Origin of the sequence: Actinophytocola sp., from assembly GCF_036002505.1 — a bacterium.
Classification (GTDB): domain Bacteria; phylum Actinomycetota; class Actinomycetes; order Mycobacteriales; family Pseudonocardiaceae; genus DASYTH01.
Genome location: NZ_DASYTH010000021.1, coordinates 18876 through 32719, shown reverse-complemented (window position 1 = coordinate 32719; position 13844 = coordinate 18876). Strand labels below are relative to the sequence as shown.

12 protein-coding genes are annotated in these 13844 nt (G+C 72.1%); 6 read left to right on the top strand and 6 right to left on the bottom strand.

All coding sequences use genetic code 11. The annotated features are described in order from the left end of the window. Window positions 1-35: 35 nt before the first annotated feature. Window positions 36-1847 carry a GDSL-type esterase/lipase family protein gene (locus VGR06_RS01015; RefSeq protein WP_327556993.1) on the top strand — a complete coding sequence of 604 codons (1812 nt, stop codon included), beginning with the start codon at window positions 36-38 and terminating at the stop codon, window positions 1845-1847. Window positions 1848-1915: 68 nt separating this feature from the next. Here the strand turns inward: VGR06_RS01015 and VGR06_RS01010 are convergent, their stop codons facing one another. Beyond that, the gene (locus VGR06_RS01010; protein ID WP_327556992.1) at window positions 1916-2884 is read right to left on the bottom strand and encodes a glycosyltransferase; all 969 of its coding nucleotides are present in this window, start codon (window positions 2882-2884) and stop codon (window positions 1916-1918) included. Between the two features lie 211 nt (window positions 2885-3095). On the opposite strand from VGR06_RS01010, the gene VGR06_RS01005 reads away from it, so the two are divergent. Continuing rightward, complete coding sequence (locus tag VGR06_RS01005) at window positions 3096-4400, top strand: ABC1 kinase family protein (protein ID WP_327556991.1); 1305 nt, start codon at window positions 3096-3098, stop codon at window positions 4398-4400. 6 nt (window positions 4401-4406) lie between these two features. Here the strand turns inward: VGR06_RS01005 and VGR06_RS01000 are convergent, their stop codons facing one another. After that, entirely contained in the window at window positions 4407-5072 is a 666-nt protein-coding gene (locus VGR06_RS01000) for a hypothetical protein (RefSeq protein ID WP_327556990.1), read from the bottom strand. A gap of 65 nt (window positions 5073-5137) precedes the next feature. Here VGR06_RS01000 and VGR06_RS00995 point away from each other — a divergent pair, with 65 nt between their 5' ends. Genes VGR06_RS00995 through VGR06_RS00980 form a run of 4 tightly spaced genes read left to right on the top strand, consistent with a single transcriptional unit; the run spans window position 5138 to window position 9299 of the window. Next, on the top strand, window positions 5138-6400 hold the full coding sequence (locus VGR06_RS00995; RefSeq protein WP_327557017.1) for a cysteine desulfurase: 1263 nt from the start codon (window positions 5138-5140) through the stop codon (window positions 6398-6400). 15 nt (window positions 6401-6415) lie between these two features. Beyond that, a complete protein-coding gene (locus tag VGR06_RS00990; RefSeq protein ID WP_327556989.1) occupies window positions 6416-7288 on the top strand; it encodes a class I SAM-dependent methyltransferase in 873 nt (290 codons plus the stop codon). Beyond that, on the top strand, window positions 7285-8409 hold the full coding sequence (locus VGR06_RS00985) for a PLP-dependent aspartate aminotransferase family protein (protein ID WP_327556988.1): 1125 nt from the start codon (window positions 7285-7287) through the stop codon (window positions 8407-8409). Before VGR06_RS00990 ends, VGR06_RS00985 begins: the two co-directional genes overlap by 4 nt. Continuing rightward, complete coding sequence (locus tag VGR06_RS00980; RefSeq protein ID WP_327556987.1) at window positions 8406-9299, top strand: homocysteine S-methyltransferase family protein; 894 nt, start codon at window positions 8406-8408, stop codon at window positions 9297-9299. The genes VGR06_RS00985 and VGR06_RS00980 overlap by 4 nt, the downstream gene beginning before the upstream one ends. A 77-nt stretch (window positions 9300-9376) precedes the next feature. Here VGR06_RS00980 and VGR06_RS00975 read toward each other — a convergent pair whose 3' ends face one another. Genes VGR06_RS00975 through VGR06_RS00960 form a run of 4 tightly spaced genes read right to left on the bottom strand, consistent with a single transcriptional unit; the run spans window position 9377 to window position 13707 of the window. Beyond that, window positions 9377-10714 (bottom strand): metallopeptidase TldD-related protein, encoded by a 1338-nt coding sequence (locus VGR06_RS00975; RefSeq protein ID WP_327556986.1) that lies wholly within the window; start codon window positions 10712-10714, stop codon window positions 9377-9379. Then, entirely contained in the window at window positions 10711-12183 is a 1473-nt protein-coding gene (locus tag VGR06_RS00970) for a TldD/PmbA family protein (protein WP_327556985.1), read from the bottom strand. Before VGR06_RS00970 ends, VGR06_RS00975 begins: the two co-directional genes overlap by 4 nt. Beyond that, the gene (locus VGR06_RS00965; RefSeq protein ID WP_327556984.1) at window positions 12183-12350 is read right to left on the bottom strand and encodes a hypothetical protein; all 168 of its coding nucleotides are present in this window, start codon (window positions 12348-12350) and stop codon (window positions 12183-12185) included. Before VGR06_RS00965 ends, VGR06_RS00970 begins: the two co-directional genes overlap by 1 nt. Before the next feature lie 25 nt (window positions 12351-12375). Next, complete coding sequence (locus VGR06_RS00960; RefSeq protein WP_327556983.1) at window positions 12376-13707, bottom strand: hypothetical protein; 1332 nt, start codon at window positions 13705-13707, stop codon at window positions 12376-12378. Window positions 13708-13844: the final 137 nt, after the last annotated feature.

The window sequence follows — 13844 nt, the reverse complement described above, 5'->3', positions numbered from 1 at the left end:
GGGTCGGGTTGCGACCCGAATCCCAGGGAGAAATCATGCGAGGGCACGAGAACGAGGACTATGGCTGGCTCACCACGGCCTTGATCCGGGCGGGCACCTTGGCCAGCGGCACGGCACTGCTGGCGGCGGTGTTCGCAGCACCGGCCGCGGCGCAGCCCGAGTCGGCCGCACCCGCCGCGCCCGCGGCTCCGGCCGCACCTGCCGCGCCGCCGGCACCGGCGACGCAGGTGCAGAAACGTGAGATGCGGGTGGTGGCTCTCGGCGATTCGTATTTCACCGGGCTCGGCGCCGGTCAGTACCGGGCCGGGACGCACCGCCAGTCGCGCAACGCCGGGTTTCTGCAGGCGCTCGCCCGGCTGGAGGCGGCCAACCCGGGGCTCGAGATCACCGTGCAGAACAACAGCTCGTCCGGGGCGACGATCGACAACCTGTACCAGCCGCAGGTGGAGGAGCACTGGTACGGGGACGTGCCGCTGAACCGTCCGCAACTGGAGGGCGTCGACCCCGGTGCCGACGTCGCGATCATGGGGTTCGGCGGCAACGACATCGGGTTCGTCGGCCTGATCGAGGACGGTGTGTACGACAACGGCGGCGCGGTGGTGGCCGGCCGGCTCGCCGAGCTGCGGGCCGGGCAGCTCAACACCGGGTTGTCCGGTGCGGACTACCGGGCCGACGCCGCCCGCCCGCCCGGCCAGCAGCGGACTGTGACCGGCGAGCTGGTCCGCGCCATCCTGGACGCCAAGGCCGCCATGCCGCACGCCCAGATCGTGATCACCACCTATCCGGAGGTGGCGGATCCCAACGCCACCAGCACGTTCAGCCCGATCGGCGAGAACGAGCTCGCCTCCTACCGGGAGATCGTCCGGAGCCTCAACGAGGCCATCCGCATCGCCGGGCGGCTCACCGGCGCCACCGTCGCGGACAACGCGCACGCCTTCACCGGCCACGAGGTCTACACCGACGACCCGTACCTGCACGATCTCGGCCCGCAGTTCGGCCTGGTCGACCGGGACGAGGCCATGCACCCCAACGCCGCCGGCCAGACCGCGATGGCCGACGCGATCGCCGGCGCCGTCGCGAAGGTCACCGGCCTGCACCCGGCCGCCCCCCACCACGGCCCGGCGCCCTACCCGACGAACCGCGTGACCCAGGACCCCGCCCGGCCGCCCGCGCCCACCCGCACCCGGCCACCCGCCCAACCCCAACGGTTCACGCCCGCCCCCCAGCACAACGATCCCGCCCCGCAGCCAAACAGGATCAACTGGACCGGTGGCCCGCTACCCATCGATGGTGTTCCCGGCACCCCGGTGCCCCCCGCGAAGCCCATCCAGAAGCCGGCCATTCCGACGCCGCCGAACCCCCAACCATCCCCGTCCACCGGTGTCGACGAGACCAAGCCCGAACCCGCCGCTCCCACACCGCCGCAGCGGTCCGCGAAGTCGGGTCCGGCTGATAACCCGGAGAACGGTGGTGATCGGGGAAAGGGTGGTCACAAGGTTGGTCCGGCTGACAACCCCGAGAACGGCGGTGATCGGGGTGCGCGGTCGGCTCCTTCAGGGTCGGGGCGGTCTGGCGCGGCTGACAACCCCGGAAATGGTGGTGACCGGGGGACCGGCTCCGTCTCCTCGGGTTCGGGCAGGACCGGCCCGGCGGACAACCCTGGAAACGGTGGTGACCGGGGATCGGGTGTGTCCGGCAGCCATAAGTCCGGTCCGGCGGACAACCCTGGAAACGGTGGTGACCGTGGCAAGGGTGTGTCCGGCAGCCACAGGTCCGGTCCGGCGGACAACCCCGAGAACGGTGGTGACCGGGGCAAGGGCAGCCACGACGACACGCCCGTGGGGTGACCACATGCCCTGAAGGCGGCCTTCGGGACGCTCAATGCCCTGAAAGCCGCCTTCAGGGCATCCGCGTTCTAGAGCTCGAGGACGAGTTGGGGCACGAGGTCGCCCGGTGGCGGCAGCGCGGCCATCTCCGCCTTGACCTCTGCCGCGACCAGGCGCAACTTGTCGTCGGCGAGCAGGCGATACATGGCCGCCGGGTCCAGTTGCGCCTCGGAGTCCAGCACGTGCGCCAGGCCGCGTTCCTGGAGCAACTCGGCGTTGGCCAGTCCTTCCGGTGAGATCGGCACGGCCAGTTGGACGACACCCAGCGCGCAGCAGGTCATGATCGGGCCGTCGGCGCCGTGGTGGATCGCCGCGGCGCAGGTGCGCAGCAGTGAGTTGAGCGGCACCGGGCTCGCGGCGCGGACATTGGGTGGCAGGTCGCCGAGTGCCTCCTCGCCGAGCGTGACCACGTACTCCAGGTCCCCGGTGGCGGCCGCGATCCGCCTGATGTCGTGGGAGAAATGCCGCGCACCGTCGGTGGGTTCCGAGGTGACCGCGATGCGCGGCCGGTTCGCGGGCCTGAGCAGCCACTCGGGGAGCACACCGCCGCCGTGGTACGGCACGTACCGCATGGTCAGGGCCGGCGGTGGGCCCTCGACCAGGCTCGGCGGCGCGACGTCGATGGCCGGGATGCCCTCCGGCAGCTCTGTCGGCCACCGGGACAGGCCGAGGCCGTGCCCCACCATCGGGACGCCCAGCGCCGCCGCGACCGCCGGGCCCACGGCGAAGGTCGAGTCGCAGACCACCAGTTCGGGGCGGAGCCGCTCAGCGAGTGTGAGGTGCGCATCGACGTCGCGGACGAGCGCCGTGAGCGGGTCCGGGCCCGGGTGCCGGCCGGGCAGTGTGTCGACGACCGGCAGGCCCGCCTGCCCGACGGCCAGGGCGTCCCCGCCGGTGACGAACGTGACGTCGTGCCCGGCGGCGCGGAATGCCCAAGCCAGCGGGACCAACGGAAACGCGTGCCCAGCTGCCGGGGCCGGCATGAAGAGAACGCGCATTTCGCGCCTCCCGTTTCGCCACGAAGCGAATACGCCCCGTCCCGCACACGTCCGTCCGGCCGCGTGCCAGATAATTGATTCGAATATAGCCAGATCGACACTGTCGGGCAACGAGATCACTAAAAGATCATGTGCCGATCGAGGCATCGGCAGCCGTGGCGAGCGAGGACTGATTGAGATACTTTTATGTAGTGAGTTGAGGCGGTGCTCGATGGGGTCGCATACCGGGTGCTCGCTGGCCGCGCGCGCCGTTCGGGTGGTGGGGACCGTCGCGGCGGTCCTCGTGCCCGCCATCCTCTGTGGACTGTTCCGGGCCGTGACGCACGGGCGCGCGGCGGGGCAGCGGCTCGTCTACCGGCGCCTGGTCGCCGTGCTGATGATGCTCGGTCCGGCGTTCGTGAAGGGCGGGCAGGTGCTCGGCACCCGCCGCGACGTGCTGCCGCCCGCCCTGTGCGACGAGCTGTCGGTGCTCCAGGACGCGGTCCGGCCGCTCCGCCCCCGGCAGACCGCCCGCGCGCTGGACGAGGCCTACGGCGCGGACGCCGCCGAGATCTTCGCCGAGCTGGAGCCGGCGCCGGTCGCGAGCGGGAGCGTGGCGTCGGTCTACCGGGGCCGGCTGCGCACCGGCCAGGAGGTGGCGGTCAAGCTGCGCCGGCCGGGCATCGAGCGGATCATGGCACGGGACCTGGCCCTGATTCGCGCGGGCGCCGGGCTCGTGGCACTGTTGCCGGGGTTGCGCGGGGTTCCGGTGCGCGAGGTCGTCGCCAGTATGGCGGAGGCGATCCTCGGCCAGCTCGACTTCGAGCGGGAGGCCGACAACCTGCGGCGGCTGCGGAAGAACCTCGCCGAGGTGCCTCGGGTGTGGGTGCCCAAGGTGTATCCCGAGGCCTGCCGGCCCCGGTGCGTGGTCATGGAGTTCATCCCGGGCCTCGCGACGGACACCGCCGACCGCTGCTCACCGGTTGCCCGCCGGCGGTTCGCGGCCTCGGGCCTGGCTGCCATGTACCAGATGCTGTTCGTGGACGGGTTCGTGCACTGCGACATGCATCCGGGCAACCTGTACTTCACCGCGGGCGCGCAGGTCGTCGTGCTCGACGCCGGATTCAGTGTGCAGCTCTCCGAGCGCCTGCGCCGGTTGTTCGCGGAGTTCTTCATGAACATGGCGATAGGCCGCGGCCGGCATGCCGCCGAGATCGTGATCCGCAGCTCCGCGAGCGTGGCGGACGGCGCCGACCTCGAAGGCTTCACCGTGCGCATGGCGGACCTCGTCGAGCGCAGCCACGGCCAACCCGCCAGGGAGTTCAGCCTGATCGCGTTCGCCACCGAGATGTTCGACCTGCAACGCAGGTTCGGCATTCACGCCGCCCCTGAACTGATCTTCCCGCTGCTGTCCCTGCTGGTGATCGAGGGCACGATCCGGGCGCTCGACCCCGACCTCGACTTCCAGGAAGCCGCCAGACCGCAACTCATGCGCGGCCTCTTCGGCGCCGGCACGCGGGTCCGGCAAGCACCGTGATCGCGCTCATCCCGGTTGGCCGGCGAGTACGGTGTCGAGGTCGAGGGCGCGGAGGCGGCGGGCCGGGAAGTCGCAGTACCACAGGTGCTGGCCGGCCCAGGTGAGTCCGGTCGGGCGGCCGGGAACGGTGACCGTGCCGACGATCTCGCCGGTGCCCGGGTGGAGCGCGCGGAGCACGGCATCGTCGAAGTCGCCGTAGATGATGAAGCCGCCGGCGACGGTGAGCCCGGACGGCGACCCGCCCGCGGTCCGGTATTCCCGGAGGAGCGTCATCGTGGCGTAGTCGCGCAGTTGGACGACCGTCGGGCCGCGCAGGCACAGCCACATCCCCTCCGGGCCGAGCTCGATGCCGGTCAGCCGGCCGCTGGCGGGGAGCACCTCCTTGTGGCCGGTGACCTCGCCGGTCTCCGGATCCACCAGCACGATCCGCTTCGGGCGCCCGCCGACCTGGCAGAGCCGGGCGCCGTCGTAGGCCAGGTCGGCCCGCACCCAGCCGCACCGAAGCTCCCGCAGCACGGCGCCGGTCACCGGATCGATGGCGAAGATCTTCTTCGCGTCCTGGTCGGAATGCCAGAGCCGGGCGCCGTCCCAGGTGAGCCCGCACAGGTACGCGGCGGGGGCGGGCAGGGAGCGGCGCACCGGGGCGAGGGCCGCGGCCTCGGGCGATGTCATGGCGTCCCTCCTTCCGGACCGCACCCTACCTTGTTGCTTAAGTAAGATATAGTCTTCTCGTGGAGATGACCGCGGTCACCCGGACCACCGCCATCCGGCATGACTTTCCGATCCTGACCCGAAGGTTCGGCGGAAACCCGTTGGTGTACCTGGACAATGCGGCGACCACGCAGAAGCCGCGGGCCGTGCTCGACGCGCTGACGAGTTACTACACCGAGGTCAACAGCAACGTCGGCCGCGGCTATTACCAGCTCAGCCACGCCGCCACGGACGCCTACGAGGGCGCCCGGGCCGAGGTCCAGCGCGCGATCAACGCCGAGCATCCCGACGAGGTGGTCTTCACCTCCGGTACCACCGCCGCGATCAACCTGCTGGCCGACACGTTCGGTCGCGCCCGGCTCGCCGCCGGGGACCAGCTGGTGATCACCGGCATGGAGCACAACTCCAACCTGCTGCCGTGGCACCGGCTGTGTGCGGCGACCGCCGCCGAGCTGGTGGTCGTGCCCGCCGGTGCGGACGGGCGGGTGGCGCCCGAGGCGTTCGCGGCCGCGCTCGGGCCGCGGACCAAGCTGGCCGCGGTCACCCACGTGTCCAATGTGCTCGGCACGGTGAACCCGGTGCGGGAGATGGCCGGGCAGGCGCACCGGCGGGGGATCCCGGTGATCGTCGACGGCGCCCAGGCGGTGCCGCACTGGCCGGTCGACGTCCGCGAGCTGGCGGCGGACTTCTACTGCTTCTCCGGACACAAGATCTACGGGCCGATGGGTGTCGGCGTGCTCTACGGCCGGCGTGAGCTGCTCGCGCGGCTGGAGCCGTACCAGGTCGGCGGCGGCACGGTGAAGGGCGTGACGCTCGCCGAGCCGGTGCGTTACGTACCTGTGCCGGCACGGCTGGAGGCGGGCACCCCGCACATCGCCGGCGCGATCGGCCTCGCCGCGGCGTTCCGGTACGTCGACGGGCTCGGCTGGCCGAATATCCGGCGCCACGACGAAACGCTGGTGCGCCAGGCCGTTGCGGCGCTGGAGAGCGTGCCGCGGGTTCGGGTGCTCGGCGATCCCGCCGCGGCTCCCAGCGGGATCGTCTCGTTCGTGGTGGACGGCATCCATCCGTACGACGTCGGCGGCCACCTCGACCGGCACGGCGTGGCCGTGCGCAGCGGAGTGCACTGCGCCAACACGTTCGTCGACACGTTCGGCGTCGTCGGCACCGTCCGGCTCTCGTTCGCGATCTACAACACCGAGGCCGAGGTCGACCTCGTGCGGCGGGTGCTCCGCACGCTCACTCCCGGCTTCTGGACCACCGAGCATCCGACCGAGCGATTTCTCTGACGGGGAAAGGCAATCATGACCGTCACCGGGTTCGATCCCATCGCGTTCAAGGCCATGCAGCGGATCAACTGGAACGCGATCAGCGCCGGCTGGTCGTCCTGCCAGGAGGAGTTCGAGCGTGGCGGGGCACCGGTGACGGCGCGGCTGCTCGAGCTCGGCGGGGTCCGGGCCGGGCACCGGGTGCTCGACGTGGCCACCGGGGTCGGCGAGCCCGCGCTCACCGTGGCGGAGGTGGTCGGGCCGGCGGGGTACGTGGTCGGCGTGGACCTCGCCCCCGACATGATCGCGGTCGCCCGGCGCCGGGCCGGTGCCGTGAGCAACGTGGAGTTCCGCACCGGCGATCTCGAGTCCCTGGAGTTCGGCGCCGGGGCGTTCGACGTCGTGCTGAGCCGGTGGGGGCTGATGTTCGCGGTGGATCACGTAGCGGCGTTCCGGTCGCTGGCGCACGTGCTCGTGCCCGGCGGTGTGCTGGCCGCCGCGGTGTGGGGGCCGTGGTCGCAGGTGCCGATGATGGCGCTGGGCTACCAGGTGCTTGCTGCCCGGCTGGAGCTGGCGCCGCCCCCGCCCGGCTCGCCGGGACCGTTCAGCATGGCCGATCCCGGCATCCTCGAAGCGGAGCTGGCCGCGGCGGGCTTCGAGGACGTCACGGTGACGCCGTTCGACGTGCCGTTCGTGCTCGACTCACCGGAGCGGTATGTCGAGTTCACCCGGGCCTCCACTCCGCCGGGTCTCCAGGAGGCACTGCGTGCCCGGTTCGGCCGGGTGGACGACCCGGAGACCTGGGCCGCGGTGCTCGCGGCCGTGCTGCCCTACCGCGTGGCGGACGGCCTTGTCTCCTTGCCCAGCAAGGCTCTGCTGCTGCGGGCCGCCGTTCCGGTCGGCCGATGACCGTGCGGTTCGACACCAAGCTTGTCCACAGTGGACAGGAAGCCGAACCGGGCACGGGTGACGTGGTGCCCCCTGTGCATGTGGCCACCACCTACGACCGGTACGCCCAGGATCCGCCGCGTTACTTCTACGCTCGCGGGGAGAACCCGACCCGGGAGGCGCTGGAGCGCTGCCTCGCCTCGCTGGAGGACGCCCGGTACGCCACGGTGTTCTCCTCCGGGCAGGCGGCCGCCGCGGCCGTGCTGTCGCTGCTCTCGCCGGGGGAGCGGCTGGTCTCCTCGGCCGGCGTCTACGGTGGCACCTACGCCCTGTTCTCCACAATGGACAGATACGGGATCCGGGTGGACTACGCGGACCTGACCCGTCCGCGGCCGTTCCCGCCGGACGTCCGGGTGGTGTGGGTGGAGACGCCGAGCAACCCGCTGCTCACCATCGTGGACGTGGGCGAGACCGCCCGGCCGGCGCACGAGCGGGGCGCGATCGTCGTGGTGGACAACACGTTCGCCAGTCCCGCGCTGCAGCTCCCGCTCCGGCTCGGCGCCGACGTCAGCCTGTACAGCACCACCAAGTTCGTCGCCGGTCATGCCGACGTGCTCGGCGGCGCCCTGGTCTACTCGGACGCGGCGCTGCACGAGGCGTTCACCCGGCACCGGGAGCTGACCGGCGCGGTGCCCGGCGGCCTGGACTGCTTCCTGGTGCACCGCGGCGTGAAGACGTTGTCGCTTCGGGTGTCCCGTCAGGTGGACAGCGCTGGGGCTATCGCCGCCGCGCTCGCGGAGTCGCCCGACGTCGCCGAGGTGATCTATCCCGGGCTGCCCGGGCACCCGCAGCATCCGCTGGCGCGCAAGCAGATGAGCGGGCCCGGATCGATCATCTCGTTCCGCTGCCTCGGTGACCCGGAGAAGCTGATGGCCGGTACCCGCCTGTTCACCTGCGCGGTGAGCCTCGGCGGGGTGCGCTCGCTGATCGAGAGCCCGGCGTTGATGACGCACCGCCCGATGCCGCGGGCGCGGCGGCTGGCGGCCGGCATCACCGACGACCTGATCCGGCTCTCGGTCGGCATCGAGGACCCGGTGGACCTGATCGAGGATCTCACCGCCGCACTGGAGGCCGGCCGATGACAACCCTGCTGCTCGACGGCGGCCTCGCCACCGAGCTCCAGCGCGCCGGGCTGCCGGTGCGGGAGCCGTGGTGGTCGAGCCGGGCGCTGCTCACCGACGCCCACCGGCTGCTGCTGCGGTCCGTGCACGAGGCGTACCTTGCCGCCGGCGCCCGGGTGATCACGGCGAACACGTTCCGCACCAACGTGCGGGCGCTCCGCCGGACCAGGCTGGACGAAGCCGGCCGGGAGTGGCTGGTGCACGCGGCGGTCGGGGTGGCGGGCGCGGCCCGAAACGGGGCCGGGGTGCCCGATGCGCTGGTCGCCGGGTCGGTGGGCCCGGCCGCCGACTGCTACCGGCCCGACCTGGTGCCGCCGGACGAGGAGCTGCGGGCCGAGCACGCTTGGCTGGCCACGCGCCTCGCCCGGGCCGGGGTGAACCTGTTCCTGATCGAGACCATGAACACCGTGCGGGAGGCCAGGATCGCGCTGGCGGAGGTGCTCCGCCTCGGTGGGCGGGCCTGGGTCTCGTTCACCTGCGCGGCTGGCGGGCTCCTGCTGTCCGGCGAGCCGCTGCCCGGCGCGGTGCGGGCGGTGACCGCGGACGGCGCCGAGGCGGTGCTGGTCAACTGCACCCCGCCGGAGCACACCGAGGCCGCGCTGCGGGCGCTGCGCGAGGCGTGGTCCGGGCCGGCGGGTGCCTATCCGAACAACGAGGACCGCGCCGGGCTACCCGCGGGCGGGCACGTCGACCGGCACCTGCGCGCACTGCTCGGCCCGAACGAGTTCGCCGACCGCGTCGCCGGCTGGTGCTCCGAATACGGCCTGACGGTCGCCGGCGGGTGCTGCGGCACGGCACCGGCGCACCTCGCCGCGCTCAGCGGGCTGCTGCACGGTGCCGCACTCTCCTGACCTGGGCATTGCCCTGAAGGCGTCCTTGGGGACGTTCAACGCCCTGAAGGCGGCCTTCAGGGCATGTCTCTCCAGGATCACCGAAGGAACGCGGAGACGGCGAAGTCGGCGATCCGCAGCGGCGGCATGGCGGTCCTGGTGAAGTAGTCGCCCCACTCCCGGGGCAGGGTCCGCTCGGTGCGGCCGGCTTCGGTGACCCGGTCGAGCAGCGCCACCGGGCTCTCGTTGAACCGGAAGTCCGGCACCCGGCCGGTGATCTCACCGTCCTCGATCAGCAGGACGCCGTCCCGGGTGACGCCGGTGAGCAGCAGCGTGCGGGGTTCGACGTCGCGCAGGTACCACAGCGAGGTCGGGAGCAGTGCCCGCCGGGTGCCGGCGATCATGTCGGCCAGGGTGCGGCCGCCGGGGCCGGAGAGCACCAGGTTGTCGATCATCGGGGTGTGCGGCAGGCCGGTCGCGCCCGCGGTGCTCCGGGTCCGCACCAGCGAGGTGAGCACCCCGCCGGTGATCCATTCGGTGCGGCGCAACGGGGTTCCGTTGTCGAAGACCGAGGCGTCCGCGGCGAAGGACCGGGCGATGGCGAACGGCGCGCACTCCAGGCCCGGCTCGTGCGGGTCGCCGTACAGCGTCAGCGGAGCCTCGGTGAGCCGCTCCCCGAGGCGGGTTCCGTCGCCGAACACCGTGTGCGTGTCCGCCGCGGCCGCGGCGCGGTACAGGTGGATCATCAGGTCGGCCACCGCCGAGGGTGGGAGCAGCACCTCGTAGCGGCCGGGCGGCAGGTCGACCGTCCTGGTCGGACCGGTGTCCGGCGCCGCGATGCGCACCTGGGTCAGGTCGGGCACGCTCAACCCGGTCCAGGCCGGCGTGCCGTGGCCGGCCGGCGCGGTGAGGTCCAGGATTCCCGTGGGCTGCCGGTGCCGCAGCCGCAACCCGGTGGTGGACGCGAGATACGTGGTGCGTACCTGTTGCTCCGCATAGCCGTACAGCTCCCGGCCGTGCTGCCGGGCATCGTCGAACAGGTGGGTCAGCCCGGTGATGAACGGGTGCAGCCGCGCGAACGTTGTCTCCGCGGGTGGATCGGACCAACCCGGCGGGTCGCGGCCGTCGCCGGTGGGCAGCGGCGCGGCGTCCGGCGCCGGCCCGGCCAGCCGCGCCGCGCACTCGGCAGCCTGGACCAGTTCCGCCACCGAGTCCCGGTCCAGCCCGCCTTCCCGGGCGACCACGCCCGCGGCGTCCCCGGCGACGGCGATCACGGTGAGCCGCTGCGTTCGGGTGAAACCGTTGGTGGTCAACGCGTTTCCCGCCCAGCGCAGGTGCGCGGACGAGATGTCGTCGGCGATCGCCACGCAGCCTTCGGCGCTCCGGCAGGCAGCGACGGCCCGCTCCACCGCCCACCGTGCCCCGGTTCCGCTCACGGATTGACCACCCGGATCCGCCGGAACAGCGCGCTCGGGCACCCGTGGCTGGCCGCCGCGATCTGCACCGGCTGGCCCTTCCCGCACAGGTCGGCGCCGAACGTCTGGTAGGTGCGCTCCCCGCCGAGCCCGTCGAGCGCTCCCCAGAACCCGGTCGTGCCCGCCTGGTACGCCACCCGGCCGACCTGGCCGGTGATGCGTCCTCTGTGGATGCGGTGGGCGCGCTGGGCGGTGAACTGAAAGAACTTCCGCCGGGCGTCGATGGAGAAGCTACCGGAGCCGGCCAGGTAGATCCCCCGCTCGACGCCCGCGATCAGCTCCTGCGTCGTGGGTCCGCCGGGCAGGGGCCGCAGCGACACGTTCGGCATCCGGGGCAGCGGAACGTGGCCCGCCGACTCGGCGAACGCGCACCCGGTCGACCGCGGCGCGCCGATCGCGCCGGCGGTGCGCCGGTCGAGCTGGAATCCGGTCAGCACCCCGTCCTCGACCAGGTTCCAGCGTTGCGCCGCGACGCCCTCGTCGTCGAACCCGACCGTGGCCAGCGCATGCGGAGCCGTGCGGTCCGCGGTCACGTTCATGAGCGCCGAGCCGAACCGGAGCGTGCCGAGCCGCCCGGGCGTGGCGAACGTCGTGCCCGCATAGGAGATCTCGTGGCCGAGCGCCCGGTCCAACTCGGTCGCGTGCCCGACGGACTCGTGAATCGTCAGCCACAGGTGCGACGGGTCGAGCACCAGGTCGTATTCGCCCGGCTCGACCGGTGCCGCGCCGGTCTTCTCGCCGAGCTGTCCCGGTAGCTCGGCGAGCTCACGCTCCCAGTCCCAGCCCGCACCGGACAGGTACTCCCAGCCCCGCGCGGCCGGCGGGCCGACCGTGCGCAAGTTCGCCCGCGCCCCGGAGACCACCAGCTGAGGGTGGATTCGTACGCGCTGCTGAGTGATCACCGTCCCCGCGAGGTCCGCATAGAACTTGTTCTCCTGCGTGGCCACCACCTTGGCCAGCACCTGCTCGACCGCCGGCGCCCCGAGCAGCCGCGCACTCCAGTCGCCCAGCACCGCCACCCGCTCCGCCTCCGGTACGCCGACCGGGTTGATCGTGCAATCCGATGTCCAGACCACGTCCCGGTAGACCGGTTCGTCGACCTGGTCGACGAACGGGCCGCTCAGCCCCGCGCAGGCGCCCGCCACCGCGACCGCGCGCTCAGCCGTGCGCACCGCGGATTCCGCGGTGAGCGTCCCCGCCGCCGCGAACCCCCAGCCTCCGCCGCAGGCCACCCGCACCGACAGCCCGACCTCGGTCTCGTCCCGACCGGCCCGCGGTTTCCCGTTGTGCGTCACCGACTCCACGGTCCGCACCCGCTCCACCCGCACCGCCGCCCGGGCAGCCCCGAGCCGGCGCGCCCGGGTGAGCCCCGCCTCGGCCAGCTTTCCCAACGGCAGCGCGGCGAACGCCTCGTCGACGCGCTGCGCCATCAGCGCCCGCGCAGCAACATGAACGCGACCAGCGTGTCCTGATCGGCCAGCCAGACGTGCGCACCCCCCTCAGGGGCCGGCTCCCGCACCGGCCCCGTCGGTCCCTCCCGTTCCACCCGGTCAGCCCGGACCGGAACCTCGACTGGACCGTCGAACTCGGGTCGCATGTCAACTGACTATAGAATATCTAAGTCAGTCCTGGTTCCCCCGATCGAGGGACGCTTGGGCTTCGTGGAAGCAGCAGGTGCCGCCGCGGCCGCTGGCGATGTTGGAGACGCCGGCGTCGGGGTCGTCGATGCCGCGGCCGATGACGCCGGCGTAGCCGTTGGCGGAGAGGAAGACGCGCCAGTTGACGACGAGGGGCTCGGTGCCGGTTTCGGCGGGGAAGGGTTCGGGTTCGGGACGGATGCGGTGCTGGAGGATGAACGGGCCGTCGAGGGCGGCGGTGACCGAGCGGCGCCACTCGTCGGGGTCGGCCAGCCAGCCTGGGACGACGCCTTGCCCGCCGTGCAGGGTGGTCGGTTTGAGGACGAGGTCCTGGCGGGCGCCCCAGGCGTAGTCGAGCAGGTCGGCCTGTTCGCCGCCGACGGTGACCGGGCCCGGCCGGACCATGCGGGTCCACGGCACGATCCGGTCCAGGCTGTCCAGTTGCGCGTCGGTGTAGAGGTGGCGGTTGGCCTCGTCGGAGACCATGGCGAGCGCGCCCTTGCTGCCGTAGAGCTCGGCGTCCAGCGGAGTGAAGATCTTGATCTCGCCACGCTCCGCGGCGCGGAGCACCGGGTCGATCAGCTCGGGTGCGTCCGGGTCGAGCAGGTCCTCGATCAGGAAGATCCGGTAGAGCAGATCCACCGGCCGGTCGTGCAGCCAGACCCGACCGTCCCGGACGGACAGCTGGCCGAGATGGCACGGGACGATGTCGATGCCGAGCTTGCCGAGGCGGGCGGCGCTGTCCTTGAGCCGGGTTTCCAGGCCGGCATAGGTCGCCGGCCAGTCGGCCGCGGCGACGAAGGGACGCTGGCCGGTGGGGATCTTGCACTCGGTGAGCAGGGTGTGGGCCAGTTCCTCGAAGGTGTCGACGTAGGTGAGGCCGTGCGTGCCGGCGAACTCCGCGAATGCCGGGTGGGTCAGGAACGCCGAGTTGAGCACGGCGTTGTCCAGGCCGCCGACGTTGCTGCCCATGTTCAGCTCCATCAACCGGAACGCGGTGCCGTCGTGGTAGATGTCGGTGGCGCCCAGCCGGGTCGGCGCGTCGCTCCGGGTCCGCAGGATGGCCGTGGTCTGCCCCTCGGTCATGCCCACCGCGCGGGCGAACGCGCCGAGATCACCGCCGAAGAGCCGGTTCGGCAGCTCGGTCAGCGCCGCGTGCAGGGCGAGCAGGTCGGTACTCAGCTCGGCGTGCTCGGCCCGGTCCAGAAACACCGGACGGGTCAGGCATCTACCCCGGTACACCGTGGTGTCGAGGACGTCCTCACGGCGCGCCACGTCCACCAACTCGTTGGCGGGCATACGAAGCCGCTCGACCATGTCCAGATAATTCCGGGTAATGGTATTGCGAATCATTTTCCACCGACCTCCACATCAATGACGTGTGGAGAAACTAGCCGGCCCGACCGGGCTGTCACACCGCCCCAACCGGACCCTGTATCGGCGTCATTCGCCGC

Bases quoted from the DNA above. Each gene is read 5' to 3' on its own strand.
- VGR06_RS01015 (WP_327556993.1), top strand. From the start codon at position 36: ATGCGAGGGCACGAGAACGAGGACTATGGCTGGCTCACCACGGCCTTG.
- VGR06_RS01010 (WP_327556992.1), bottom strand. From the start codon at position 2,884: ATGCGCGTTCTCTTCATGCCGGCCCCGGCAGCTGGGCACGCGTTTCCG.
- VGR06_RS01005 (WP_327556991.1), top strand. From the start codon at position 3,096: ATGGGGTCGCATACCGGGTGCTCGCTGGCCGCGCGCGCCGTTCGGGTG.
- VGR06_RS01000 (WP_327556990.1), bottom strand. From the start codon at position 5,072: ATGACATCGCCCGAGGCCGCGGCCCTCGCCCCGGTGCGCCGCTCCCTG.
- VGR06_RS00995 (WP_327557017.1), top strand. From the start codon at position 5,138: ATGACCGCGGTCACCCGGACCACCGCCATCCGGCATGACTTTCCGATC.
- VGR06_RS00990 (WP_327556989.1), top strand. From the start codon at position 6,416: ATGACCGTCACCGGGTTCGATCCCATCGCGTTCAAGGCCATGCAGCGG.
- VGR06_RS00985 (WP_327556988.1), top strand. From the start codon at position 7,285: ATGACCGTGCGGTTCGACACCAAGCTTGTCCACAGTGGACAGGAAGCC.
- VGR06_RS00980 (WP_327556987.1), top strand. From the start codon at position 8,406: ATGACAACCCTGCTGCTCGACGGCGGCCTCGCCACCGAGCTCCAGCGC.
- VGR06_RS00970 (WP_327556985.1), bottom strand. From the start codon at position 12,183: ATGGCGCAGCGCGTCGACGAGGCGTTCGCCGCGCTGCCGTTGGGAAAG.
- VGR06_RS00965 (WP_327556984.1), bottom strand. From the start codon at position 12,350: ATGCGACCCGAGTTCGACGGTCCAGTCGAGGTTCCGGTCCGGGCTGAC.
- VGR06_RS00960 (WP_327556983.1), bottom strand. From the start codon at position 13,707: ATGGTCGAGCGGCTTCGTATGCCCGCCAACGAGTTGGTGGACGTGGCG.